This is a genomic window from Aquisalibacillus elongatus (genome assembly GCF_003843875.1).
GTDB lineage: Bacteria > Bacillota > Bacilli > Bacillales > Alkalibacillaceae > Aquisalibacillus > Aquisalibacillus elongatus.
This window is the reverse complement of record NZ_RKRF01000010.1, coordinates 1-23,382: the sequence shown is the minus strand read 5'-3', so window position 1 is coordinate 23,382 and position 23,382 is coordinate 1. Positions and strand designations below refer to the sequence as shown.

Annotated in this window: 24 protein-coding genes; 6 read left to right on the top strand and 18 right to left on the bottom strand. The window is 37.4% G+C overall.

What is annotated here, in order from left to right; genetic code table 11:
- Positions 1–663 carry a TVP38/TMEM64 family protein gene (locus EDC24_RS09980; RefSeq protein WP_124222150.1) on the bottom strand — a complete coding sequence of 221 codons (663 nt, stop codon included), beginning with the start codon at positions 661–663 and terminating at the stop codon, positions 1–3.
- 140 nt (positions 664–803) lie between these two features.
- Here EDC24_RS09980 and EDC24_RS09975 point away from each other — a divergent pair, with 140 nt between their 5' ends.
- The gene (locus EDC24_RS09975) at positions 804–1,193 is read left to right on the top strand and encodes a YhjD family protein (RefSeq protein WP_124222148.1); all 390 of its coding nucleotides are present in this window, start codon (positions 804–806) and stop codon (positions 1,191–1,193) included.
- Here the strand turns inward: EDC24_RS09975 and EDC24_RS09970 are convergent.
- The 7 genes from EDC24_RS09970 to EDC24_RS09940 form a co-directional block, all read right to left on the bottom strand.
- Positions 1,141–1,653: a competence protein ComK gene (locus EDC24_RS09970; protein WP_124222146.1), complete on the bottom strand. Its 513-nt coding sequence runs from the start codon at positions 1,651–1,653 to the stop codon at positions 1,141–1,143. The two genes, EDC24_RS09975 and EDC24_RS09970, sit on opposite strands and share 53 nt — an antisense overlap.
- Positions 1,654–1,921: 268 nt before the next feature.
- Positions 1,922–2,719, bottom strand: coding sequence for an ABC transporter ATP-binding protein (locus EDC24_RS09965; protein ID WP_124222144.1), 798 nt, complete (start codon positions 2,717–2,719; stop codon positions 1,922–1,924).
- Positions 2,703–3,707, bottom strand: a complete 1,005-nt coding sequence (locus EDC24_RS09960; protein WP_124222142.1) for an ABC transporter permease — start codon at positions 3,705–3,707, stop codon at positions 2,703–2,705. Before EDC24_RS09960 ends, EDC24_RS09965 begins: the two co-directional genes overlap by 17 nt.
- 12 nt (positions 3,708–3,719) lie before the next feature.
- Positions 3,720–4,706: an ABC transporter substrate-binding protein gene (locus EDC24_RS09955; RefSeq protein WP_124222140.1), complete on the bottom strand. Its 987-nt coding sequence runs from the start codon at positions 4,704–4,706 to the stop codon at positions 3,720–3,722.
- Positions 4,707–4,877: 171 nt separating this feature from the next.
- Positions 4,878–6,422: a fatty acid--CoA ligase family protein gene (locus EDC24_RS09950; protein ID WP_124222138.1), complete on the bottom strand. Its 1,545-nt coding sequence runs from the start codon at positions 6,420–6,422 to the stop codon at positions 4,878–4,880.
- Positions 6,423–6,598: 176 nt separating this feature from the next.
- The gene (gene lplA, locus EDC24_RS09945) at positions 6,599–7,606 is read right to left on the bottom strand and encodes a lipoate--protein ligase (protein WP_124222136.1); all 1,008 of its coding nucleotides are present in this window, start codon (positions 7,604–7,606) and stop codon (positions 6,599–6,601) included.
- Positions 7,607–7,671: 65 nt separating this feature from the next.
- Positions 7,672–8,403, bottom strand: coding sequence for an MBL fold metallo-hydrolase (locus EDC24_RS09940; RefSeq protein WP_124222134.1), 732 nt, complete (start codon positions 8,401–8,403; stop codon positions 7,672–7,674).
- Between the two features lie 105 nt (positions 8,404–8,508).
- Here EDC24_RS09940 and yhfH point away from each other — a divergent pair, with 105 nt between their 5' ends.
- Positions 8,509–8,637: a protein YhfH gene (yhfH, locus tag EDC24_RS09935; RefSeq protein WP_124222132.1), complete on the top strand. Its 129-nt coding sequence runs from the start codon at positions 8,509–8,511 to the stop codon at positions 8,635–8,637.
- Positions 8,638–8,703: 66 nt separating this feature from the next.
- On the opposite strand, the gene hemY is transcribed toward yhfH, so the two are convergent.
- The 4 genes from hemY to EDC24_RS09915 form a co-directional block, all read right to left on the bottom strand.
- Complete coding sequence (hemY, locus tag EDC24_RS09930) at positions 8,704–10,080, bottom strand: protoporphyrinogen oxidase (RefSeq protein ID WP_124222130.1); 1,377 nt, start codon at positions 10,078–10,080, stop codon at positions 8,704–8,706.
- Positions 10,081–10,089: 9 nt separating this feature from the next.
- The gene (gene hemH, locus EDC24_RS09925) at positions 10,090–11,019 is read right to left on the bottom strand and encodes a ferrochelatase (RefSeq protein WP_124222128.1); all 930 of its coding nucleotides are present in this window, start codon (positions 11,017–11,019) and stop codon (positions 10,090–10,092) included.
- 18 nt (positions 11,020–11,037) lie between these two features.
- A complete protein-coding gene (hemE, locus tag EDC24_RS09920; RefSeq protein WP_124222126.1) occupies positions 11,038–12,072 on the bottom strand; it encodes a uroporphyrinogen decarboxylase in 1,035 nt (344 codons plus the stop codon).
- A gap of 101 nt (positions 12,073–12,173) precedes the next feature.
- On the bottom strand, positions 12,174–14,330 hold the full coding sequence (locus EDC24_RS09915; protein ID WP_124222124.1) for a transglycosylase domain-containing protein: 2,157 nt from the start codon (positions 14,328–14,330) through the stop codon (positions 12,174–12,176).
- 120 nt (positions 14,331–14,450) lie between these two features.
- Between EDC24_RS09915 and EDC24_RS09910 the strand changes: the two genes are divergently transcribed.
- Positions 14,451–14,939: an antibiotic biosynthesis monooxygenase family protein gene (locus EDC24_RS09910; RefSeq protein ID WP_124222122.1), complete on the top strand. Its 489-nt coding sequence runs from the start codon at positions 14,451–14,453 to the stop codon at positions 14,937–14,939.
- Between the two features lie 210 nt (positions 14,940–15,149).
- Here the strand turns inward: EDC24_RS09910 and EDC24_RS09905 are convergent, their stop codons facing one another.
- From EDC24_RS09905 to liaF, 3 genes are read right to left on the bottom strand one after another with little or no spacing between them, the layout of a single operon-like run.
- Positions 15,150–15,794, bottom strand: coding sequence for a response regulator (locus EDC24_RS09905; RefSeq protein WP_124222120.1), 645 nt, complete (start codon positions 15,792–15,794; stop codon positions 15,150–15,152).
- An 11-nt stretch (positions 15,795–15,805) separates the two neighbouring features.
- The gene (locus EDC24_RS09900) at positions 15,806–16,846 is read right to left on the bottom strand and encodes a sensor histidine kinase (protein WP_124222118.1); all 1,041 of its coding nucleotides are present in this window, start codon (positions 16,844–16,846) and stop codon (positions 15,806–15,808) included.
- Positions 16,847–16,857: 11 nt separating this feature from the next.
- Positions 16,858–17,682 carry a cell wall-active antibiotics response protein LiaF gene (gene liaF / locus EDC24_RS09895; RefSeq protein ID WP_124222116.1) on the bottom strand — a complete coding sequence of 275 codons (825 nt, stop codon included), beginning with the start codon at positions 17,680–17,682 and terminating at the stop codon, positions 16,858–16,860.
- Between the two features lie 203 nt (positions 17,683–17,885).
- Between liaF and EDC24_RS09890 the strand changes: the two genes are divergently transcribed.
- Positions 17,886–19,055 (top strand): M20 metallopeptidase family protein, encoded by a 1,170-nt coding sequence (locus EDC24_RS09890; RefSeq protein ID WP_124222114.1) that lies wholly within the window; start codon positions 17,886–17,888, stop codon positions 19,053–19,055.
- 241 nt (positions 19,056–19,296) lie between these two features.
- Here the strand turns inward: EDC24_RS09890 and EDC24_RS09885 are convergent, their stop codons facing one another.
- The 3 genes from EDC24_RS09885 to EDC24_RS09875 all read right to left on the bottom strand — a co-directional run bounded on the left by EDC24_RS09885 (position 19,297) and on the right by EDC24_RS09875 (position 22,244).
- Entirely contained in the window at positions 19,297–20,151 is an 855-nt protein-coding gene (locus EDC24_RS09885; RefSeq protein ID WP_124222112.1) for a YitT family protein, read from the bottom strand.
- A gap of 135 nt (positions 20,152–20,286) precedes the next feature.
- The gene (locus tag EDC24_RS09880) at positions 20,287–21,507 is read right to left on the bottom strand and encodes an ABC transporter permease (RefSeq protein WP_124222110.1); all 1,221 of its coding nucleotides are present in this window, start codon (positions 21,505–21,507) and stop codon (positions 20,287–20,289) included.
- Entirely contained in the window at positions 21,507–22,244 is a 738-nt protein-coding gene (locus EDC24_RS09875) for an ABC transporter ATP-binding protein (protein ID WP_124222109.1), read from the bottom strand. Before EDC24_RS09875 ends, EDC24_RS09880 begins: the two co-directional genes overlap by 1 nt.
- A 145-nt stretch (positions 22,245–22,389) precedes the next feature.
- On the opposite strand from EDC24_RS09875, the gene EDC24_RS09870 reads away from it, so the two are divergent.
- Together EDC24_RS09870 and EDC24_RS09865 are read left to right on the top strand one after the other, a co-directional pair.
- Positions 22,390–22,806, top strand: a complete 417-nt coding sequence (locus tag EDC24_RS09870; RefSeq protein WP_124222107.1) for an HIT family protein — start codon at positions 22,390–22,392, stop codon at positions 22,804–22,806.
- A 91-nt stretch (positions 22,807–22,897) separates the two neighbouring features.
- Positions 22,898–23,272 carry a YtxH domain-containing protein gene (locus EDC24_RS09865; RefSeq protein ID WP_124222105.1) on the top strand — a complete coding sequence of 125 codons (375 nt, stop codon included), beginning with the start codon at positions 22,898–22,900 and terminating at the stop codon, positions 23,270–23,272.
- The last annotated feature ends 110 nt before the right edge of the window (positions 23,273–23,382 follow it).

Genomic DNA, 23,382 nt, shown 5'->3' with positions numbered 1-23,382 from the left:
CTAATCCTCCTTACGCTCGAAGTCGTACTCACTTACTTTTTCTGCTCTACTTTGAATTCGTTTCTCCATATATTTACCAATTATCCAAAACAACCCTATACATGCCCCTACAATAACGGTTTTAAAAGGGTTTTGCGCAAAAGATGCTATACTGTCTCCTACGTAGGAAACAGAAAAAATCATTGCCGCTTTCCCTAATAATACAGCTAACGCAAATTGTTGAAGGGAAATCCTTGTAAACGCAGCCACCACATTAATTAATGCTGAGGGAGAAAAAGGGAAACATAATAATAAGAATATAGGACCGAATCCATGTCGATCAAAAAATGATATAACTTTATTTACTTGCTTCTGTTCTTTTAAACGCTGGACCCAATTAAACCGTTCTAATTTGCGTATTAAAATGAAAACTAAAATGGACCCAGTTGCTGCACCAATCCAAGAAAATAAAAAACCAAAAATTAATCCATATACAATAGAGTTCGCTAATATAAAAACAATGACTGGTAGAAACGGGAAAAACGCTTCAATAAAAGGAAGTAATAACCCCGGCACCGGACCGAAACTCCCATAAAATTCGAGCAACTCTACGATATAACCACCAATAACTGAATCCGAGATCATTTCTTTGACTTCATCTATATTTGAGAAATCCTGATTCATAGCTAGACTCCTATCTCTATCTCTGATACCTCTATTTTATATTAATTTAAGACTTTTTGCATTCTGTATCTTTGTTGAATATTTTTTAACATTAGGTTATAATATAGAACATACGTTCGATTTTGTTGGAGGGATACATCATGCGTTACTTAACAAACGAAGAATTTCGAATAGCATCGCGTTACCTGTTTCTTTCAATGGCAATTATTGTACTCGAAAAAGATCTCGAACAAATAGAGAATGGAGCTTTTAAAATCAAAGAACCTTATATGAACTTGTTACGTCACATGGAACAGTTAGCGAAGAACGAACGGAAAAACTTAAGAGGCCAGATGAGGAAAGGCAATATTGACGTTGTTTTCATCCAAAAGAATGATACTTTCTCAACTTACTTATTTATGGCGCGCGGCTACGAAGAAGAACGACGGTACTTTAACCCCGCCGTTCGTAAAAAGGTTGAACAACTATATCGAGAACTTATGGTTGAAGCTCTAAAAGATCTAGCTCAATCTCTTTCTGAAGCCTACTAACACGTTTTTCTAATAAGTTTCGATATTGAGCTGTTTTTTGTAATTGGTTATTCAATGATGAGTATGAAATATTAATTAAAATACTTTCGCCACTGTTGAAGTGAACTCGCGTTAATTTTTGTTTTACTTTTTCAATAAATAAAACATGATTGTAGCAAATCCACACGCACTCATTGGACTTAGGTGATGAAGTCGGCAGGTAAAATACTTTGCTATGAGTATCAATTGCAATGGGTGCTTTTCGATTAACACCTGCAATGTGTTGAGTTCCGTTAATACGCCCTCGCAAATCGGAACCATACTCTTTACATGCCTGATCCATGAGCTGCCTAGGGTTTAAGTGAGTATGATACTCACGACCTTTCTCTAAAACATGCGACCCAATATTTTCATCACTCATCTCATAAGGCAAAATAGCTAAAGTTTTTCCTGTAACTGTAGGTGTATCGTTAAACTTCATCTTATTTCCCCCTATTGACTACTATTTATCTTTTAAGACTATATAAAAATTGCCTTTAAAAGTTAAATGTCTCCATTCAGTCTTTTTCAAGGTCTAAATGCCTAAAAATGACAAATTTCTATAGTAAAAAGACATAATTCAGCAAAAAACCGCTTCAAAGATACTTTTTTAATCAGGTAAACTCCAGTAAAAAATTTTTACCAACGAAAATAAAAACATAGTTCAACATAAGCACCATAATCGGTACTTATATTGAACTATGTTTAATCTATTTAGCTAATAACGCACGATCACTTGCCATTCGTTTGCCACGAACATTCTCAAATTCTTTTAACAGGTCTGGTACAGTGAGGTCTTGTTTATTTTCGTCGTCTGCTTCAAAAATGATTTCGCCTTCGTCCATCATCCAAAGGCGGTTGCCTAGTTCCAAGGCTTGGTCCATTTGGTGTGTGACCATGACAGTTGTAAGCTGTTGCTTTTCGACTAAATCCTTCGTTAGGTTAATAATCAGCGACTCCTTGGATGGATCGAGAGCTGCTGTATGTTCGTCTAAAAGTAAGATTTTAGGTTCTGTGAAGGTTGCCATCAGTAATGACAACGCTTGTCGTTCGCCGCCTGATAATAAGCCAACCTTTGAATTCAGGCGGTTTTCTAACCCAATCTCTAACGTTGATAAATGCTCACGGAACTGTTCACGTGTTTTTTTCGTGATGCCTTTCCAAACACTACGTCTATTCGTTCTACCGAGGGAAATCATCATGTTCTCTTCAATCGTCATGCCTGGTGCTGTTCCAGTTAACGGGTTTTGAAAGACGCGACCGATGAATTTAGCTCTTTTTTCTTCTGGTAAAGCCGTTACGTTCTTTCCGTCAATCCAAACTTCACCTTCATCAGGCAATAAAGATCCTGCTAACATGTTCAATAACGTCGATTTTCCAGCACCATTACTTCCGATAATCGTCACAAAGTCTCCAGAGTTTAGTTCTTGTGACACATTTTGAAGGGCACGACGCTCATCCGGTGTATTGGGATAGAACGTTTTATGAATGTTATTTAACTGAAGCATGTTGGACTTCCTTTCCCTGCTGACGTTTTAATGCCAATTTTTTAGACTTTTTAAATTCACGTTTGGCTTTATTTTTATCTAACCAATTTGGAACAACGAGTGCGCTAATGACAATTAATGCTGTAATTAACTTCATATCACTCGCTTCTAGAAAATCAATTTGTAGCGCTAATGAATAAATGATTCGATAAGCAATTGAGCCTAACACAACGGCTAATGTCATACGTACAATTTTGTCTTTACCGAACAGAACCTCACCTATAATCACGGACGCAAGTCCAATAATAATCATTCCGACACCTAAGTTAACATCTGCAAACCCATTGTATTGAACGACCATCGCACCACTTAAAGCGACTAACATATTAGACAGACCCATACCAAGGACAATATAAAGATTCGTATTGGTCGAAAAACTTCTAACCATCGATTGATTATCACCAGTCGCTCTTAGCGTAATACCCGCTTCCGTACGTAAAAAGAAGTCTAGTAACTTCTTGACTATTAATATAATGATAAACATTGAAGTTAGAACATAAAACGTGCTAGGGGCGTATGCCGCAATACCTAACAACTCAAAAGGTTTGATCAAAACGTTATCTAAACCAGTTAACCAGGATGATAGAGTTGTAAAGACTGTCACTTCATTTAACATCGGTATATTCGGCTGCCCCATAATTCTAAGATTAATAGAATATAAGGCAATCATCATGAGTATACCTGCCAATAGCGGATTAATATTTCCTTTCGTATGAAGAATACCAGTTAAAAAGCCTGCGATCATCCCTGCTAAAGCACCTGATAGAGTGGCTATAAGAGGATTGCTGCCGCCGACGATCATGACTGCGGCAACAGCCCCACCTGTAACAAAACTTCCGTCTACCGTTAAGTCAGGGAAATCTAGTATTCTAAATGAAATATACACCCCAAGTGCCATAATAGCGTAAATTAAGCCGGATTCAATTGCACCGTATAACGCATCAATCATAATTACTCTCCTCTATTCATCCTTCTCTGTTGTAACTAATTCAGCCTTTTCTTTTAGCTCTTCTGTTAGTTCAACACCCATCTTCTCTGCTGCTTCTGTATTAATCATAAGTTGTAAGTTTTGCGGAAATTCTGCTGGAATTTCACTAGGTGACTTTCCATCTTTTAAAATTGCGACTGCTTTTTCACCTGCATCGTAACCAATATCGAAGTAATCAAACCCAAATGCGGCAAATCCACCTCGCTCTACCGAATCATGTTCACTTACGACAACAGGCATTTGCTGATCTTGTCCGACCATTATGACAGTTTCTAATGCACTGACAACCGTATTATCTGTAATGATGAGAAACACATCTGCTTTATTAGTTAAAGATTCAGCAGCTTGTTTTACCTCAGATGACGAAGACACCGTTGCTTCTGCAGTTTCAAGCCCTTTTTCTTCCGCTAACTGATTTACAGATTCAACTTGAGACACTGAATTTTGTTCAGATGCGTTGTAAATTAGTCCAACTGACTCAGCCCCTATTTCACGAATTAAATCCATTGTGTTCGGCAATGTATCCGGGTGCATATCAGCTGTTCCTGTTACATTGCTACCAGGCTCTTCCATCGTTTCAACCAAACCAGCGCCAACTGGATCCGTTACAGATGTAAACACGATTGGAATCTCAGATGTTTCGTTTAGTGCACTTTGAGCACTTGGAGTTGAGTTACCAAAGATTAAATCGACATCATCGCCAACTAACTTTTGAGCGATCATTTGGTTATTATTGCTGTCACCCTGTGCCACTTCTTCTTCAAATTCAACATCCAAATCAGCATCAGTGATCGCTTGTTTAAAACCTTCTGTTGCTTGGTCTAATGCCGGATGCTCAACAATTTGCGAAATACCAATCGTCAATGAATCTTGATTTTCTTCTGCTCCCGAAGACGTCCCACACGCGGTTAAAACCATAGCGAGTAACCCTACAATGACTAAACTAATTAATTTTTTCATGTTCAATTCCCCTCTCAATATTTTATCACTTTTATACTTGTTTGCTTTTATGTACTAAAGCAAAAATTGATGTTGATAACTAGTATAGAGATGACGAAATAAGAAATCAACCTTTTTTTCATAAAAAAATTCCCCAGCGTTAATCACCAGGGAATACTGAAAACGGTTTCTTTATTGATTTGGTGCAAGTTGTTCTTTTAAGCTTCTTCTTAAAATTTTTCCTGTTGTATTTTTTGGTAGTTCGTCTAAGAAACGAATTTCTTTAGGGACTTTGTATTTAGCGAGTTTATCTTGAGCTAACTTATATAACTCCTCTTCTATAACGGATGAATCTGTTGCGACAACAAAAGCTATCACTGCTTCACCTAAATCCGGATCAGGTACGCCAATTACAGCTACTTCACTAATTTTATCATGGCTATATAAAACTTCTTCAACTTCACGCGGGTAAACATTGTATCCTCCGACTAGAATTAGATCTTTCTTACGATCAACGATGAAAAAGTATCCTTCTTCATCTTGGTAAGCCATATCTCCCGTATATAACCAGCCATCTTTAATTGATGCATTCGTTTCTTCCGGCAATTTGTAATAACCTTTCATCACGTTTGGTCCTCGAACAGCTAACTCACCAACGTCGCCACGTGGTAACTCATTTCCGTTCTCATTAACAACTTTATTTTCGACATTTAAGATATCCGTGCCAATTGACCCTGCTTTTCTTGGGCGGTCAAGTGGATTGAAGCAAGTAACCGGTGATGCTTCGGATAAGCCATAACCTTCTGAGACGCGTACATCAAAGTGCTGTTCAAATTTTTCTAATAAAGCCACTGGCATGGATGCGCCCCCAGAAATGCATAGTCTAATTGATGAGAAGTCTTTTTCATCTTCGTTCGGGTATTGTAATAAATAGTTATACATCGTCGGTACACCAGCAAACACAGAAGCATTAAATTGCTTCGTAATTTGGAAAACTGCTTCTGGTGAGAATTTCGGAACAATTAAGACCGTTGCGCCACTTAATAATGGAGCGTTTAAGGCCACGGTTAAACAGAACACGTGGAACATCGGTAGCGCAGCAATAACGCGATCTTCAGCTCCAATTTTTAAATACTCACCTACATCTTTTGCATTTGAATATATATTTTTATGCGTTAACATAGCACCTTTTGGTTTTCCGGTTGTGCCTGAGGTATATAAAATAACCGCTGTATCATCATCATTTAATGTTGGACGGTCGAGTTCTAAACTTCCTGCATGCACTAATTTTGTGAATGAATAGGCTTTTTCGCTTAAAGAAGATTGATTCACATCATAATCTGGTTTCGTCTCACCCACAATATAATGCTGAACATTTGAAAGCATTGAATCCATCTGTTCGAATTTTTCCATTAACACATCTAGCGTTATAATACCTTTCACATCACCGTTATTAATGATGTAACCGATTTCATCCGCGGTATAAATTGGATTAACCGGAATAACTGTTAAGCCTAGGCGCAATGCACCATATAATCCAATAATAAAATGCGGTGTATTACCGACCACTAATGCAATGTGATCGCCTTTTTGATACCCTAGCTCTTGTAAACTTGATGCAAACTTAGTCACGGAGCCTTCTAGCGTTTGATAGTTCGTCTCCTCTCCGTTAAACACATATGCCGTTTTTGACAAATTATCCTTTGCCGTAAGCGACAATTGATCACTAAGATTCATATGTAAAATCCCCCTCGAAGTCATTATGAATGAATAATCATTCATTATTTTCTGAATTCATTATAAATTAATACGGCTAAACTCGCAAATTTTTTACGTTGAATAAGCTAATGACAGTTGAGTGCTCAAAAGCCAATAGTCAAAAAGACCACGGGCGTCCCGTGGTCTTTGATCAACTAGTAAACTAACGATAAGAAATCGTCTTCTTCAATTTTACCTAAATAATGCTGGACATCTAGGTCCTTAATCGCATCTTGGATTGCTTGTCGCTCATACTTAACACCTTTAAGTGCATTTTCAAGTTCATCTACTTCACCGATACCAAAGAAGTCTCCGAAAATATGAACATCTTCAATAACACCTTTTTTCACATCGAGGCGAACGTCATATGAACCAACGCCTTCAACACGCTTAGAATGTTGGATATTGAATTTCGGCGAACGTCCGTAGTTCCAGTCCCATCTTTGATAGCGGCTTTCTGAAATCTCGTTAATTTTCTTCCAGTCCTCTTCTTTCAGTTCATAACGAGGGACATCTTTGATATCTTCTACATCAAAAATATACTTTAATAAAACTTCTTTAAACTCGTCCATTGTCATTTTGTTATCTAAAAACTCAGAGATGTTAGCTACACGGCTTCTAATTGACTTAATCCCTTTTGAACGAATTTTTTCTGATTTAACTTTTAGGGATGACACAACATTTTCAACTTCCGAGTCAAACATCAAAGTTCCATGACTGAACATGCGGCCTTTTTTCGTAAATTGGGCATTCCCTGAAATTTTTCGGCCATCAGCGGTTAAATCGTTACGACCAGAAAGTTCAGCATTAACTCCAAGTTTCTGTAGCGCGTCTACCACGGGTTGTGTAAACTTCGCAAAGTTACTGAAGCTATCCCCTTCGTCTTTTGCTAGAAAACTAAAATTAAGGTTCCCTAAATCATGATAAACTGCTCCGCCTCCTGATAGACGGCGAACCACTTTAATATTATTAGCGTCAACAAAATCCGTATTAATCTCTTCTACTGTATTCTGATTACGTCCAATGATAATTGAAGGACCATTTACATAGAACAGTAAATACTGCTGATCTTCACTAATATTTAAATGATTTAGCACGTATTCCTCAATCGCCAAATTAATATAGGGATCGGTTATATTTTCGTTATCAATAAAGTAAAGCATTGTTCTCCTCCTTATGTAGGTTTCCACATACTAATTTTATATAACTCTATTAGTATTAGCAAAGATTATGAGCGCCAGGTTAAACCTTCTTTTGCTAATTGTATCGGGCCATCGTACCCCTCTGAGACTTCATTTAACAACTGATCATGTTCACCAAAATGAGGTAAGTGTGTCAACCAAACTTCATTAACATTAGCTTTTTGTGCGAGCTTTGCGACGTCATCACTCGTCATGTGCCCCGCCTTACTACCATCCATACCTCTGTAAAAACTTGTTTCTGCAATTAATAAATCTGCATCTTTTGAGAATTCAACGAGTTCTTTAAAGTAAGACGTATCAGCCGTGTACACAACGACATCATCACCGCATTCAATTCGCATTGCATAGCAAGGTTTTGGATGTTTGGTTTCTAAAAACGAAAGATAAAAAGGACCAATTTGTTGCTTCTTTCGCTCATCAAAAGCACGAGCTTCCGTTGCCTGATGATTTAATTTTTCGAAAGGTCTAGGGTTGTCAGTTGAAGCATAAATTGGGATTTTTCCAGGTAACTGTTTCAATTGCTGTTGTACTAAACATGCGTATTGAAAAGCACCTACATCAGCTATATGGTCATTATGAAAATGGGACAGGACAACAGCGTTAATATCTTTAATATCTATATAATGCTGTAACCTCGATAATGCCCCGCTTCCAAGATCAATGACCAAATGAAAGTTATTTTTCTTTACTAAATAACAGGACGTTGCTTCACCTTTCTCAGGATAAGCACCCCAAAATCCAATCGTTTTAATTTCCATATAGGTCTAACCTCCTATTTTGTTATAAAACAGAAAAAGGTGTTAACAAAACTGTATTAATACAGTATAGTAGTATTAAAAGGACACGAGGAGGAATCTTATTTTATGTTAATGTCACCTATTCAGTTCTTTAAAAACTTGCCAAAGAAAAAGTGTGTCGCTTGTAAAAAAGAGATGGAGGAACAAGCTGATTGTTACACGAACAAATGTGAAAAGTGTTCTACTATCATTTAGTGAATAACCCCACCTCAATATAGAAAAAGCACTTAGATGATAAAATCTAGGTGCTTTTTCAATGTGTTAATCATTAATTTGTTCTACAACAGTTTTCGCTTGTCTAATACAATCTGGCAGACCAATGCCTCGGTAGGATGCTCCAGCTAACCAAACATTTGGCAAATGTTCTCGCATTTTTTGTTCCAAAGAGTCTAATCGGTCAATATGGCCAATCGTATACTGTGGCATGGCATTATACCATCTAGAGACTACTTTAAATAAAGGTGGTTTATTAATCTCCATAATCGTTTGAAGATCTTTTAATACCAAGCTTCCTATTTCTACATCTGTTTGTTCTAAAACCTCTTCATCTCCAGGTTTCCCAACATACGCTCTTACTAAAACATGCCCCTCTGGTGTTGTATGTGGCCATTTTTTATGAGTCCATGTACAAGCTGTAATTCGATATTGTTCTTTTCTGGACACAACAAAACCTGTACCATCAGGCAAATTTTCAATAGCGTCTTCTTCGAAAGCTAGAGCCACGTTAGCTACAGATGTACTTTTCGCCTGCATAAAACTTTGCATAAAGTCATAATGACTAAAAATCTTAGCCGTAACATCATGTGGTGTGGTCATGATGACGTGATCAGCCTTTAATGGCTCATCTAATTGCTCAACATGAATCTCATACTGGTCCTGCTTTTTATTAATATGTCTCACACGATGATTAAGCATCATTTCTTGGCCTTCTAATTCCTCTTGCAACCTTTGAACAATCTTCTGAAGTCCAGATTCTACAGTCAAGAACTGTCCCTGTTTTTGAGCTTTGCTCTCATTCTTCGTTGTGCGTTTTAACCCTTTAATTAACCCACCATATTTGTGCTCGAGATCTAAATATTGCGGAAAAGTTGCCTTTAGGCTTAACTGGTCAATGTCTCCAGCATAAATTCCCGATATTAGCGGATGTATTAAACGATCAACCACCTGATTCCCTAAACGTCTTCTAAAAAATTGTCCAACAGACTGGTCACCTGCTTCAGAACTACTACCTTTAATCAGGTCATTTAAAGCTTGTAATTTCCCATTCCAATTCAATAGTGATGTCTTCATAAAAGGTCTCAATTCTAAAGGAATCCCCATTTTAGACCCTTTCGGAATAGGATGAAGACGATCCTGAGATAAAATGAACGCTTGTCCAGTCGCATTACGGACTAACTCATCTTCTAAGCCTAAATCTTCTACTAACTGTTTAGCTTCTGGTTTACGCTCTAGGAAAGAGTCGGGTCCACGTTCAATCTTAAAACCATCTTTGATTAACGTATCAATTTTTCCGCCTAAACGATTGGTCGCTTCTATTAACGTAATTTGCATATTCGGTTGTGATTGTTGTAAATAATAAGCGGCGGTAAGGCCTGTAATGCCTCCGCCGATTATTACTGTATGCTTACGTTCTTCCATGAACAACGCCTAGCCTTTCATTGTGTCTAACACCACTTTAGATAAGGTTGAAATAAATTTAGGGTGTGTGTTTGGCATCTCCGGTCGGTAATAGGAAGCCTGAATGTCATCACACACATCTTTACATTCAATATCATTATCATATAGAACTTCTAAGTGATCTGATACGAATCCAACTGGAGCATAAACAAAGGCTTTATATCCATTTTGTTCAAATAGATCACGCGTTATATCCTGTACATCTGGACCTAACCAAGGCTCAGGTGTATTACCTTCACTTTGCCAGCCAATTTCGTAATCTTTAATACCAGCTTGTTCTGCAATTAAATCAGCCGTTTCTTGAAGTTGATTTGGGTAAGGGTCCCTTTCTTGAATAATTTTCTCAGGTAAACTGTGAGCTGATACAATTAGGCATGAATTTTCACGTTCGTCTTCCGGCATCGAGCCGTAAACTTTATTAATTTGCTCAACCCAGTAGTCAATAAACCCTGGTTCATTATACCAATCGACAACAGAACTCAACTGAATGCCATGTTTCTGAGCTTCTTCTTGAGCTCGGCCATTATACGATTTAATACTGAACGTTGAGTAGTGAGGTGCAAGAACAATACTTACCGCTTCTTCAATGCCATCTTTCGCCATTTGCTCAATCGCATCTTCAATAAACGGATCAATATGTTTTAATCCTAAGTAAAGTTTAAACTGAACCTCATCTTGTTCCTCATTTAACTTCGCTTCTAATGCATCACCTTGCTCACGCGTAATTCGTGCAAGTGGTGAAATACCACCGATTGCATTATAACGGCTGCGTAAATCTTCAATTTGTTCATCAGAAGGTTTACGCCCATGACGAATGTGTGTGTAATAACGTTCTAGATCTTCTTCTTTGTATGGCGTTCCGTATGCCATGACGAGTAGACCGACTTTTTTCTTAGCCATTGTAACCTTCATCTCCTTTTATCTTGCAGAATACTCATGTACAAAATGTGCAAGTTTTTTTAATGTATCCGGGTTAACTTCAGGAAAAACACCATGACCTAGGTTAAATACATAACCTCCATCTTGTGCTTTTGCTTGGTCGAGAATTTCTTTGGTTCTAGCTTCAATTACATCCCAATCTGCTAGTAAAACAGCTGGGTCTAAATTGCCTTGTAACGATTTTGAAACTCCCATTTCTCTTGCTTCAGTAATCGATGTACGCCAATCTAAGCCAACAGTTGTAACTGGTAGATCGTTAAACTCAAGCAATAAATGGTTCGCACCAATTCCAAATAAGATTGTTGGTACATTCTCTTCTTTTAACGCTGTAAAAATTTTCGTCATTACAGGTTTTATGAATGTCCGATAGTCTTGTGCGCTAACAGCTCCAACCCATGAATCAAAGATTTGAATAGCTTTAGCACCAGCTCGGATTTGAGCTTTCGTATAATCTATGACTAAATCACCTAGTTTGTCCATTAAAGCAAACCAAGTTTCCGAATCACCATACATCATGGCTTTAGTTTTATTGTATTGCTTTGAAGGTCCACCTTCAATCATATAGCTTGCTAATGTAAATGGTGCACCACTAAAGCCTACTAAGGGAACATTTAGTTTTTCTTGTGTCAAAATTTCTATTGTCTTCAAGACGTATGGAACGTCCTCTTCCGGATTTAACTGACCTAATCGCTCAATATCCGCTTTTGAACGAATCGGATTGTCTATAACCGGGCCTACACCCTTCTTAATTTCTACATCAACACCGATTGGTGGTAAGGGCGACATAATATCTTTATACAAAATTGCTGCATCTGTATTGTAGTTTTGAACAGGCAACTCTGTTACGTAAGCACAAAGCTCAGGTTGATGGGTAATTTCAAATAATGAATACTTTTCTTTTAGCTTCCGGTATTCCGGCTGGGATCTTCCCGCCTGCCTCATAAACCATAATGGAGCATAATCTGTCTTCTCACCATTATAAGCTCGCAAAATGGTATCGTTAAATTCACTCATCCTACATTTCACCTTTCATCTTCGACCATTTAATCCAATACTACTATATAAGAAAATTGGGTTATTTGTATAGCATTCCACTTGAATTGTCATGAATTTGACTAAAATGCCCGATCTCTGTTTGAAGAACTGCCGGTTTGTTCATTTAATGGATTTTCAGGGACAACAAAGTAAGTCGGATTATTCATATAATCAACTGAATGGTCGATAAATCTACCTTCCCCTGTCACTTGACCAATGCGTCTGACATCTCCATTCGTTTCTTTATATACATGATAGATAACACGCTCATCATCACTTGGTGTCCAAGTTACTTCAATAAATAACCCATCAATAAAACCAAATGAAAACTTCGCTTCTAAATTTTGAATCGTAGGTAAGCGTACAGGGGCTTCTAAGTCCTTCACATCTTCGGGCTTCTCAAACTCACCTGCAAATTGATGAACATCATCTATACGACTCATGATTTGAGATGACAAATTAGTCGCAAGCGGACTGCCTTGGATTAAATATTGCTCTTCATTACTTTGATCATAACCTATCCACGTTGCAATCGTATAAGCAGGATTAAAACCAACAAACCAGGCGTCTTTGGTTCCCGTTTCTACTTGAGGGTGCTCAGTTGAACCCGTTTTACCAGCAAAAGCCTTTGGGTAAGTGCTTTGACTTGCTGTACCGCTTTCTACTACCGCTTCTAACAAACGTGTCATATACCATGACGTTTGTTTTGAAAATAATCGTTTGGGCTTTTGTTGTGTTGTTTCAATTATGTCCCCGTGACGGTCCTTCACTTCCAGAATCGTATACGGTTCAACAAAGAACCCCTCATCGTAAAACGTTCTATATGCGGCTGCCATTTGCAGGGGCGTTAACCCTTCTTCCAGACCGCCAAGAGCCACTGAAAGTCCTTGATCTTGAATCTCATATTCAATTTTCTCTAAATACGACTTCCCTGTTTCAACACCAATTTCATTTAAAACAGCTACAGCAGTTGTATTTTTAGATTGTCTCAAAGCATCATACAGGGTGATCTCCCCATCATATACACCGTCATGATTTTTAGGATTGTACCCATCGATATCTATTTGTTCATCGTTTAAAACACTATAAGGCTCATAAAAACTCTCTTCGATTGCTGGGCCATAGACAATTAATGGCTTAATCGTTGAGCCAGGCTGTTTTTTCACCTTCACACGATTCAGATCGCCTCGATTATTATTCCTGCCACCAATTGCAGCTCGAACAACACCTGAGGCTTGATCTAACAGCACGACGGCACTTTCTACATTGTCATTTGACCCTTTAAAGTAGGTATCATTCTGCAGTTCTTCATATATGATTTTCTGGGCTTGTCGGTCTAATCCAACCTTAATTTCATAACCACCTGTATATACTTCCTGTCGACTTAAGTGATACTGATTTTCCATTTCTTCGATGACTAAATCTATGTAGCTATTTAACCAAGGGCTTTCTTCAGTTTCTCCTTGATTGAGACCGAGTGTTCTACCCGTTTGACTCTTTAATGTATCTGCATTAATCCAATCTAAGTCATGCATCCTATTTAAAACTAGATTCCGTCTTTCTAAAGCTAGGTCTTCGTTTTTTAATGGCGAATAAAGATTAGGTGCCTTAGGTAATGCAGCTAATAAAGCTGCTTCTGACAGGTTGAGTTGATCAACGGGTTTTGAGAAGAAAAATTGAGACGCTGACTCAATACCATAAACACCGTGTCCAAAATAGATTTCATTTAAATAGTATTCTAAAATTTCATCCTTGGATTTAACACGCTCTAAATAAATAGCTCCCATCACTTCTTTTGTTTTACGCATCCACGATTTTTCGTTTGTTAACTCCACGTTCTTAACCAACTGTTGCGTAATGGTACTTGCCCCTTCTGCTTTACTCCACGTCACAAGATCCACTGAAACGGCCCTCGCCACTGACCAAAAATCAACCCCGCTGTGGTCATAAAAGCGGTGGTCTTCAATGGCAATAAACGCTTCTTTAACGTGATCTGGAACTTCAGTGATGGGTACATACGTCCGATTTTCATCGTATAACTTAATAATCTCTTCCCCATCCTCGTTTAAAAGCGCTGTTGACTCAGAGAGCACAAAGTTCTCCTCATCGACAACGAAGCGACCGCCTAATATAATAAACATATATCCTAAAAAACTGATTACAATAAACCCTATAAGACTGTATACAAACCACTTTAAGCGTGGATACTTGTCATTGAACGACTTAAATCGTTTCAAGCTTTCCACCTCATCTATTAGAACTTCATTTATTTCATAGCTTTCGTAAACTTTCTACATTATATTACAACAAGTGACACACGACAAAAATCAAATCTATGAAGGATTGGTGAATTTTTAATGAAAAAATTATGGATAACGTTCGGGACGAAAGATTTTTTAAAGCAACTTCAAGAGAAAAATGAAAAATTGATTGTCATGCAGGAATTAGATGGAGATGCCATGGCTATGATGGAAGGGGAAGAACAACATGTGTTAAAAGAACCTCGGGAATTCGAAATCGTTGAAGGAATAGGAGAATTAAAACAATACGGCTATATTGTTTTAAATAACATTCCAGTAACACCAGAAGGCGGGCCTATATTAGAAGATAAATTCAGACAACGATCTGGCAGCATTGAAACTCAAGAGGGTTTTGAAGCCTTTCGAATCTTAAGACCGACTCGTAACCATACTTACGTCATCTTAACGCAATGGAAACAAGTTGACGATTTCTTACAGTGGAAAAACTCGCAAGACTTTAAACACTCCCACAAAAAACAAGAAGAGAAGCCTTCATATGTCCAAGGCCACTCTTACGTTACGCAGTTAGATGTATTAGAGCCATAACTAATAATAAATGCTGGGGCAAAAGTTAAAAAATATTAGTTTGAGTTAATAATGAGCGTAGACAAAATGCGTAGACTCCTGCAGGAACAGCACGAACTGAAAATCACCTAAAACGAACGGAAGTAAGTTTTAGGAAGTTGAAGTCGTGCCTGCGGAAAGCGAAGCATTTTGTCGGAGCGTAATCTAAACCCTTTTGTCCCAACCTTTTATTTAATTTGTCTCTTTCATCAATCCATTTCGATGAGCATAAACAGCTGCTTGTGTTCGATCTTGAACATCTAGTTTACTTAAAATGTTACTAACATGAGTTTTGACCGTTTTAATTCCAATAAATAATTTCTCACTAATTTCATTATTCGTAAGGCCATTCCCAATACAAACTAGAACTTCAAGCTCTCGTTCTGTCAATAACTCATGCGGCAATCGCTCAGAAGTACGAATCCGGTTCATCATGGCGCCTGCTACTTTCGGTTCAATCACATTTTCACCTTTCGCAGCTTTTTTGATCGCATTGGCGATTTCATCTGCAGAAGAGGTTTTTAGCATATAACTAAAAGCGCCTGCTTCTAAAGCCGGAAACACTTTCTCATCATCATAATAACTCGTCAAAATAATAATTTTGACTTCAGGTAGATCAGCCATAATTTGTTTTGTTGCATCAATCCCAGTCCCATTTTCCATAATCAAATCCATTAAAATGACATCTGGGTTTGTCTTTTTTGCGAGTGATGCTCCTTCATTACCGCTAGAAGCCTCACCCACAACATCGATGTCATCTTCTGTCATTAAGTAAGTCGTAATTCCTTTTCGAACGACATCATGATCATCAACGACTAATACTTTAATTGCGTCCAATCCATTCACCTCTATTTCGGAATTCTAATATCGATATAAGTCCCTTGACCTTCTTGAGATTTAATTTGAAATGTCCCGCCTATTTCTTCACAACGCTCTTTCATTGTTTTCAGGCCGTAAGAAGTTTTTTGTTCCATTTCTTCACTTGCATTAAATCCAATTCCGTCATCATCTATATGTATGTATATATCTTGATCGCGGTCCTTCAATTCAACTTTTACGTTTTGAGCACTAGCATGACGTAAAATATTCGACAACGCTTCTTGCACCATTCTGAAAATGTGTTCTTCTTTGGATTGAGATAAGTCAAACTCTTCGTCAATATTTAAATGAAATGTAATATTGGATTTTTTCTTTAATTCTTCAATTAATCGTACGATACCTTCGTTTAAAGGCTCACCTGATAAATATACCGGCCGAAGATGAAGCAAGAGTGCTCGCATTTCATTTTGAGCCTGAAGGGCCATTTCTGATATTTCTTTAATATGCTCTTTCGCTTGTTCTGGCTTTTTATCAATGAGCTTAACTGTCGCTTGAGACATCATAGTTAGAGCAAACAATTGCTGACTTACAGCATCGTGTAAATCTCGTGCAAGCCTTTGACGTTCTTCCATAGTCGCAGCAATATGAGCCTGCTGTGCAAATTCTGATTTTTCATCTGCCAAACGTTGCAACGTATTAACTTGATCTTTCATCTTTTTAGCTAAATCATTTAATTCTTCAGTGAACGCGTCTAATTCATCACCTGAATCCTCTAAGAATAATTCAGCACTATATTTCCCTTGCTGTAGCATTGATACAAAAATAGAAAAAGCATGAATTCGTCCTTTTATATATTTCGTTCGTTGAAACATCACGTATAAACTAACCGGAGTCATGATTAAGATAACTAGAATTAACAAGAAAAAAATAGCTTCTAAATGTAGCCATCGAGGCTGCAATACTGAATATGTAAAGAGTGCAATTAATGAAATAATGAGTAGAGAAAAATATATAATATATAATTCCGCTCTCATAAGTTGAAATCGTATTCCTTTAAGTTTCTTTAGCATGACAAACGCTCCTAAACATAATCAACTGTAATATCACCGATCTTATAATCCATATGAAGGTCAATTTTCCTCGTGGCTTCTTCATAATCATCTGATTCATACGTGATCGCATTGCCAAAACTGGATCGATGTTGGTTAAAGATTGTAGCATCACCAATGCTGACATTTGCATAGATGCGACACGAGACATCATCAGGCATTTTTATATGAACATCTCCAATATAACCTCTAAGTACAATCTTCGTTTCTTCATTTGGTATATAGGCTTTGGAAAAATCTATGTCCACATCACCAATCCCTGACCATAGATTCATATCTTTTACTTTCCAGTTATCATCAGAAAAATTAAAATCACCAATTAGATTCTTTTCTTTTTTTAAATGATATTTGTACTTCCCTTTTTGGGCTTTAGCCTTTTTGACTTGTTTGCCACCATAGCCTGAATAGTCAACATCGCCTCCAACATACACAGACATTGTTTTATTCCCAAATAAAATGTTGGCTCCAATATAAATTAAAATGAGCGGCCATAATTTCCAAATATCGATTAATTCAAATTCAATACCACCGACATTGAAGTTATCAGCCCAAAGTAAACCACCGTAAACCATTAAAAAAGACCCAAATTTCCAACCGCCTGATTTATAAGGGCTAAAGTGATTAATAAAAGATAATAAACCAATAATAACCAAGATGATAGGCCAAGATCTCCAGACAATGTTCGACATTTCCAGGGAAATAAGATTGATATTTTGTAGAATTAACACGAGACCGAAACCTATTAAAATAAACGCTATCGTCCATTTGGCTACCTTTGTAAAAAATCTAAAAAACATTTCTCTCACCTACAAATTTTATTCGCCAACTAAGGCTTTTATCCTTTTTTCTGTCTAATTTATTCTATCATACTATTGAATCACACAATCAGAAACAACCTTAAGATTGTTTCTGACTCAGACTCTAGACTGAGTGTTTTTGATTTAACAACACTATAAGTTTGATATAATAATAATAATCGAATCATGAGGAGGTCCGGAATATGTGGGAAAAAGTTTACCAAAAAATTGATGAACTATATGATCGAATGGTAGAAGATCGCCGTTATCTTCACCAATATCCTGAACTATCATTTGAGGAAAAGGAAACGTCAAATTTCATTTGTAGGAGATATGACGAATTAGGTATTCCTTATAAGAGCAATATCGGCGGTTATGGACTTGTCGCAAAGATCGAAGGTGGCAAACCAGGTAAAACTGTTGCATTAAGGGCTGATTTTGATGCATTACCGATCCAAGAAGAAAATGATGTCCCATATAAGTCAAAAGCAGATGGCGTCATGCACGCATGCGGTCATGACGGACACACCGCAACCTTACTTGCTGTTGCAGAGGCTGTAAAAGAATTTCAAGATGAACTTGAAGGAACGATGGTTTTTATCCACCAACCTGCTGAGGAGTATGCGCCAGGCGGGGCTAAACCAATGATTGAAGATGGTGCACTTGACGGAGTAGATGCTGTTTTTGGAACTCATTTATGGGCAACCACTCCGCTTCACACGATTGAAATAACGAAAGACGCATTTATGGCAGGAACCGACCGTTTTGAAATTATTTTCAAAGGAAAAGGCGGCCACGGGGCAATGCCTCACCAAACAAAGGACCCTGTTGTCATGACAGGTCAAGCCATTGTTGAATTACAACAAATCATTAGCCGCAGAATTGATCCGTTAGAGCCTGCAGTTTTAACGATTGGCGTTATTGAATCTGGTGAAGCCTTTAATGTTATTCCAGATACAGCGACTCTAAAAGGGACTGTTCGCTACTTAAATAAAGACGTTCAAGAGCAAATTATAGATGAAATGCATAAAGTTCTAAAAGGAATCACGGATAGCTACGGTGCTGAATATGAGTTGGATTATTTCAAAGGCTACCCACCAGTCATCAACCACGACCGGGAAACAGATTTCTATTTAGAAGGTGGAACAGAGATTCCAGGAATTGATACAGTAACCGACGTTCCTCCTGTAATGGGAGGCGAAGATTTCGCTTATTATTTAGAAGAACGACCTGGTACCTATTTCTTTACCGGAGCTAATATCGAAGGACATGACTATCCACACCATCACCCGAAATTTAATATTAACGAAAAAGCCCTGCCAATCGCCGCCAAAGCATTGTTGCACGGGTATAAAAAATACCAGAAAGCATAAGGAGTAGTAGTTAGAAGTTGAAACAAGAGGTATGTAAAAGAATAGATTCGAATGTATCTCAAGCGTAGTCAAAATACGTAGACTCCATTGGGAACAGCGCGAGCCGAAAATCACGCAAAACGAACGGCAGTGAGTTTTGGGAGGTTGAGGCCGTGCCCAAGGAAAACGGAGTATTTTGACGGAGCGTATATTAAAGAGCGTACAATGATTTAACAGATGAACTCATTGTACGCTCTTTATTTTAATTATTTTGATAGAATCCTCTGCCTAATACTTCAGTTGAATCCATAACAATAACAAACGCTTCAGCGTCCGCTTCTCTAATAGTCCGCTTTAGTTTTGCAATCTCTGTCTGGTTGACGACACACATGAGGACAGGCCTGTCCTGTTCGGTAAATCCACCCTGAGCTGAAATGCGGGTAACTCCCCGATCAACTTTTTCATAGATGGCTTGTTGAACGTCACGATGTTTACCAGAAACAATAAGCGTAGCTTTTGTTCGATTAAAGCCAGTTTGAACAAAATCAATCGACTTACTCGTCATAAATAAACTAATTAATGCAAATAACCCTAGCTCTACATCAAACACTACAATGGCTGTTAAAACAATTAAGCCATCAATAACTGCTAAACTAGATCCTAGCGATAAATTAGAATATTTATAAATCATCTGTGCAATTAAGGATGTTCCACCTGTTGAGGCGTCACCTAAATACACGATTCCTAAACCAATACCAACGCCAATTCCTCCGAATATAGTTGCTAGGATGACCTCTTCAGAGATCGGCTGCATATTACGCGTTAAATACACGAAAAACGGCAAAACGAGCGACCCTGCCACTGAGCGGAAAGCCGATGCTCTTCCTAGTAATAAAAACGCTAGAATTAAAACAGGAATATTAACGCTCCAAATTACATATGCTGGCTCAAGGTTAAATAAAAATTCTGTAATAGTACTAATTCCGCTAACGCCACCAGCTGCAATATAATTAGGCAGTAAAAATCCATTGTACGCGAGCGCTACAATGGCTGAACCGACGATAATATAGACCAATTGTTGCCAAATAGGAACATATCCGTTAAAACGTGTTACCATCTGTGCTCCCTCTTTCTGTCGAAAAAACTTTAACCTTGATGATTTTAACACTAGCTTTAACCTTTGTGAATAGCAACGAATAAACGCTTTAACGCACAAAAATGCATGCCCATCTTCGTGGACATGCATTTTTAATTATCCCATACGGTTCAACCTTGATTTCACATAAAAATTCTCAAAAAATAACGTAAATGCTAAACCAACACCTGCATAAATAACAGCTCCCACAATATCAGTAGCAAATACGAACAGAACACTTAACATCCCAACTTTAATCAACATAAGCAAAAATATTAACTGATGAACTGCCTTTTTTCTAATTTGTTCACTTACTGGGTAAAGTTGTACCCAATCAATCGTCTTATGATGATTATATATCGTTATAAATTGAAAGCCAGTGACAAATAAGAAAAGCATGGCAAAGATCATCTTACCCCAAAATAATGGGATCCAGAAAATAAAGAAGATCGTTAGACCAATTAAACGTAAGTACATCCCAAAGTAATCCCCACTACGAATAAATGTGATGAAATATAGATATATATAAGTATTACTTTGGTCAAACTTGATAGGCTTTTTCACTAGTCTTACTAAGCCATGTCGTTTTTTAGGCTTACGTTTTAGGTCTGGAACATCCGTCGATAAATTGGCCAAGCGATAAAACAACTGTAATCTGGCTTCTTCTTTTTCAATCAACTGATCCCAAGGCAAACTGTATTTCTGATGAACATTCCAATAATTCAAATAGACTAAAGCTAACAAAAAACCGATTGTAATAAGAGTAAAAACGACCTCCTGATTAACTAGCATAAATACCGCAATCGCATTAATAACAAACCGAACCACGACATCTAAGTATTGGATTTTACGGTCCCTCGTTTTCTCTAAAAACCAAACGGCTAATAAATTTATGACTTTTAATCCTATTAAAAAACCTAATATGACGAATAAAAATTTAGCATCCAAACCACTATATATTTTTAAATACAATGGCGTAAACACAAATAAAAATATCGCAAGCCAGTAGCCTTGAATGACTAGGCTATAAAACACGCCGTTACGTATATAAGGTTTCATTTTATTCTCAACCGCTAATAAAAACACGGTATCTGCTTCTTTAAAAAAAGTTCGTACTGGACTATGGGCTAAGAGCATACCTAGTACGATTGCCAACACCCAATCCACCGGAAACGTATCCGGAACACCTGATAACCATTCTTGGTAAAAATAAGCACCAGCCGCTACAAAAAAGATCAATGCAAACGCAAGGTGATCATTGAACATTAAGCGTAAATATCGGCTCATCATTTTTACATGATTTTGAAAACGCTCTTTCCATAAAATATTGGTATCCATTACGCATCGTCCTTTGTGAGTTGTACATAAATATCATCTAAACTAGCTTGTGGCATATTAAATTCTTGCTGCAACTCTTGTAGTGTTCCAAACGCTCTAATTTTACCGTGATGGATAATAACAAATCGATCGCAATACTTTTCTGCTGTTGCTAAAATATGCGTCGACATTAAAACGCCTGCTCCCTGCTGTTTCATTTCGTTCATCGTATCTAAATAAGATTGAATGCCTAACGGATCCAAACCAACAAAAGGCTCATCCACGATATATAACGAAGGCTTAACTAAGAACGCGCACATAATCATTACTTTCTGGCGCATACCTTTTGAAAAATGAACAGGAAACCACTTTCGTTTATTATCGAGACGAAATTCTTTAAGTAAAAATTCCGTACGTTCTTGATACGTCGCTTCATCAATCCCGTATGCCATTGCTGTTAAACGAAGGTGCTCTTCCAACGTCAATTCTTCATAAAGCATCGGCATCTCAGGTATGTAAGCAAATTCACGACGATACTGTTCTAGATCATCCGATAACAATCGACCATTAATTTTAATACTTCCTTTTTTTGGCGTCATCAAACCAATAATATGTTTAATCGTCGTACTTTTTCCAGCACCATTTAAGCCAATCATTCCGACAACTTCACCTTGATTGACCTCAAAAGAAATGCCGTGCAGTACATTTTGCTGTGTATAGCCACCGACTAAATTTTCAATCGTCAACAACTCACTCATGATATCCCTCATTTCTATCTAATCCACTACAGTTTATCATACCAAAAAATTGGATAGATTTAATAGAAATGACGTTTAATTCTGTTATTCGACAGTTCACTACGTTAGAATAAATGATAAGAATATACATAAGGAGGATTCATTCATGTCAGATTGTATCTTTTGCAAAATTATCGATGGAGAGATCCCTTCGGCTAAAATTTATGAAGACGAGCATGTTTATGCTTTCTTAGATATTAGCCAAGTAACAGAAGGACATACACTCGTTATACCAAAAAATCATAAGCAAGATGTTTTTGATCTTGATGAAGAAACTGCGTCCAATTTGTTTAAGGCTGTGCCTAAAGTTGCGAATGCGATTAAAGCAGCATATGAACCGAAAGGCATGAATTTACTTAATAATAATGGCTCATTTGCTGACCAAAGTGTATTTCACATCCATCTACATTTAATACCTCGTTACGATGAGAATGATGGTTTTAAATCTAATTGGTCAGTTGGTGAACAAGCAAGCTCAGAACAATTACAAGAAATCGCAGGAAAAATTAAGGAACATATCTAATACCTAAATAAAGCCGTTTCTAACTAATTTGCACTAAACAATTTAAGTCAAAAAGGTTATAATAGTAGTAAGAATGAAAGGAGTCGATACGATGGCAAACGGTAAATCGTTATTGCTAGGCGTCCTCTTTGGAAGTGCAGTAGGAGCATCTGTTTCACTTCTGACGACCCCTAGTTCAGGAGAAGAATTACGTTCAAAGGTAAAAGATCAAAGTGACCGCTTACGAGATATAGCCCAGCAAATTCGTGAAGATGGATTAGATCTTAAAAATCAACTAAGTAAAACGTCTAAAGAAGGTGCAGCGCTTCTTAAAGATCTTTCACAAGATATTAAAACATCTATTGAAAGCTGGAAAGAAACGATTGAACCCCATCAAGAAAACTTACAAGAACACCTTCGTCAAATAGAAGAAAGTATTAAAGAACTTGAAGATAAAATGAAAGACGATTCCAAACAGGAAGTTTAAAAACTCACCCGTAAGGGTACTGCACCCCAAAAGTTAGAGTAAAAATCTAACTTTTGGGGTGTTTTCATATGGCAAAATATAGTGATAGTTTTAAATTAAAAATTGTTAAG

Excerpts from the sequence above, each read along its gene's own strand:
- EDC24_RS09875 (WP_124222109.1), bottom strand. The coding sequence starts at position 22,244 with ATGAGTGAGTTGTTGACGATTGAAAATTTAGTCGGTGGCTATACACAG.
- EDC24_RS09970 (WP_124222146.1), bottom strand. The coding sequence starts at position 1,653 with ATGAAGTTTAACGATACACCTACAGTTACAGGAAAAACTTTAGCTATT.
- EDC24_RS09980 (WP_124222150.1), bottom strand. The coding sequence starts at position 663 with ATGAATCAGGATTTCTCAAATATAGATGAAGTCAAAGAAATGATCTCG.
- hemY (WP_124222130.1), bottom strand. The coding sequence starts at position 10,080 with ATGGAAGAACGTAAGCATACAGTAATAATCGGCGGAGGCATTACAGGC.
- EDC24_RS09885 (WP_124222112.1), bottom strand. The coding sequence starts at position 20,151 with ATGGTAACACGTTTTAACGGATATGTTCCTATTTGGCAACAATTGGTC.
- EDC24_RS09955 (WP_124222140.1), bottom strand. The coding sequence starts at position 4,706 with ATGAAAAAATTAATTAGTTTAGTCATTGTAGGGTTACTCGCTATGGTT.
- EDC24_RS09960 (WP_124222142.1), bottom strand. The coding sequence starts at position 3,707 with ATGATTGATGCGTTATACGGTGCAATTGAATCCGGCTTAATTTACGCT.
- EDC24_RS09890 (WP_124222114.1), top strand. The coding sequence starts at position 17,886 with ATGTGGGAAAAAGTTTACCAAAAAATTGATGAACTATATGATCGAATG.
- EDC24_RS09940 (WP_124222134.1), bottom strand. The coding sequence starts at position 8,403 with ATGGAAATTAAAACGATTGGATTTTGGGGTGCTTATCCTGAGAAAGGT.
- liaF (WP_124222116.1), bottom strand. The coding sequence starts at position 17,682 with ATGTTTTTTAGATTTTTTACAAAGGTAGCCAAATGGACGATAGCGTTT.
- yhfH (WP_124222132.1), top strand. The coding sequence starts at position 8,509 with ATGTTAATGTCACCTATTCAGTTCTTTAAAAACTTGCCAAAGAAAAAG.
- EDC24_RS09900 (WP_124222118.1), bottom strand. The coding sequence starts at position 16,846 with ATGCTAAAGAAACTTAAAGGAATACGATTTCAACTTATGAGAGCGGAA.
- hemE (WP_124222126.1), bottom strand. The coding sequence starts at position 12,072 with ATGAGTGAATTTAACGATACCATTTTGCGAGCTTATAATGGTGAGAAG.
- EDC24_RS09865 (WP_124222105.1), top strand. The coding sequence starts at position 22,898 with ATGGCAAACGGTAAATCGTTATTGCTAGGCGTCCTCTTTGGAAGTGCA.
- EDC24_RS09965 (WP_124222144.1), bottom strand. The coding sequence starts at position 2,719 with ATGCTTCAGTTAAATAACATTCATAAAACGTTCTATCCCAATACACCG.
- EDC24_RS09910 (WP_124222122.1), top strand. The coding sequence starts at position 14,451 with ATGAAAAAATTATGGATAACGTTCGGGACGAAAGATTTTTTAAAGCAA.
- lplA (WP_124222136.1), bottom strand. The coding sequence starts at position 7,606 with ATGCTTTACTTTATTGATAACGAAAATATAACCGATCCCTATATTAAT.
- hemH (WP_124222128.1), bottom strand. The coding sequence starts at position 11,019 with ATGGCTAAGAAAAAAGTCGGTCTACTCGTCATGGCATACGGAACGCCA.
- EDC24_RS09975 (WP_124222148.1), top strand. The coding sequence starts at position 804 with ATGCGTTACTTAACAAACGAAGAATTTCGAATAGCATCGCGTTACCTG.
- EDC24_RS09880 (WP_124222110.1), bottom strand. The coding sequence starts at position 21,507 with ATGGATACCAATATTTTATGGAAAGAGCGTTTTCAAAATCATGTAAAA.
- EDC24_RS09950 (WP_124222138.1), bottom strand. The coding sequence starts at position 6,422 with ATGAATCTTAGTGATCAATTGTCGCTTACGGCAAAGGATAATTTGTCA.
- EDC24_RS09870 (WP_124222107.1), top strand. The coding sequence starts at position 22,390 with ATGTCAGATTGTATCTTTTGCAAAATTATCGATGGAGAGATCCCTTCG.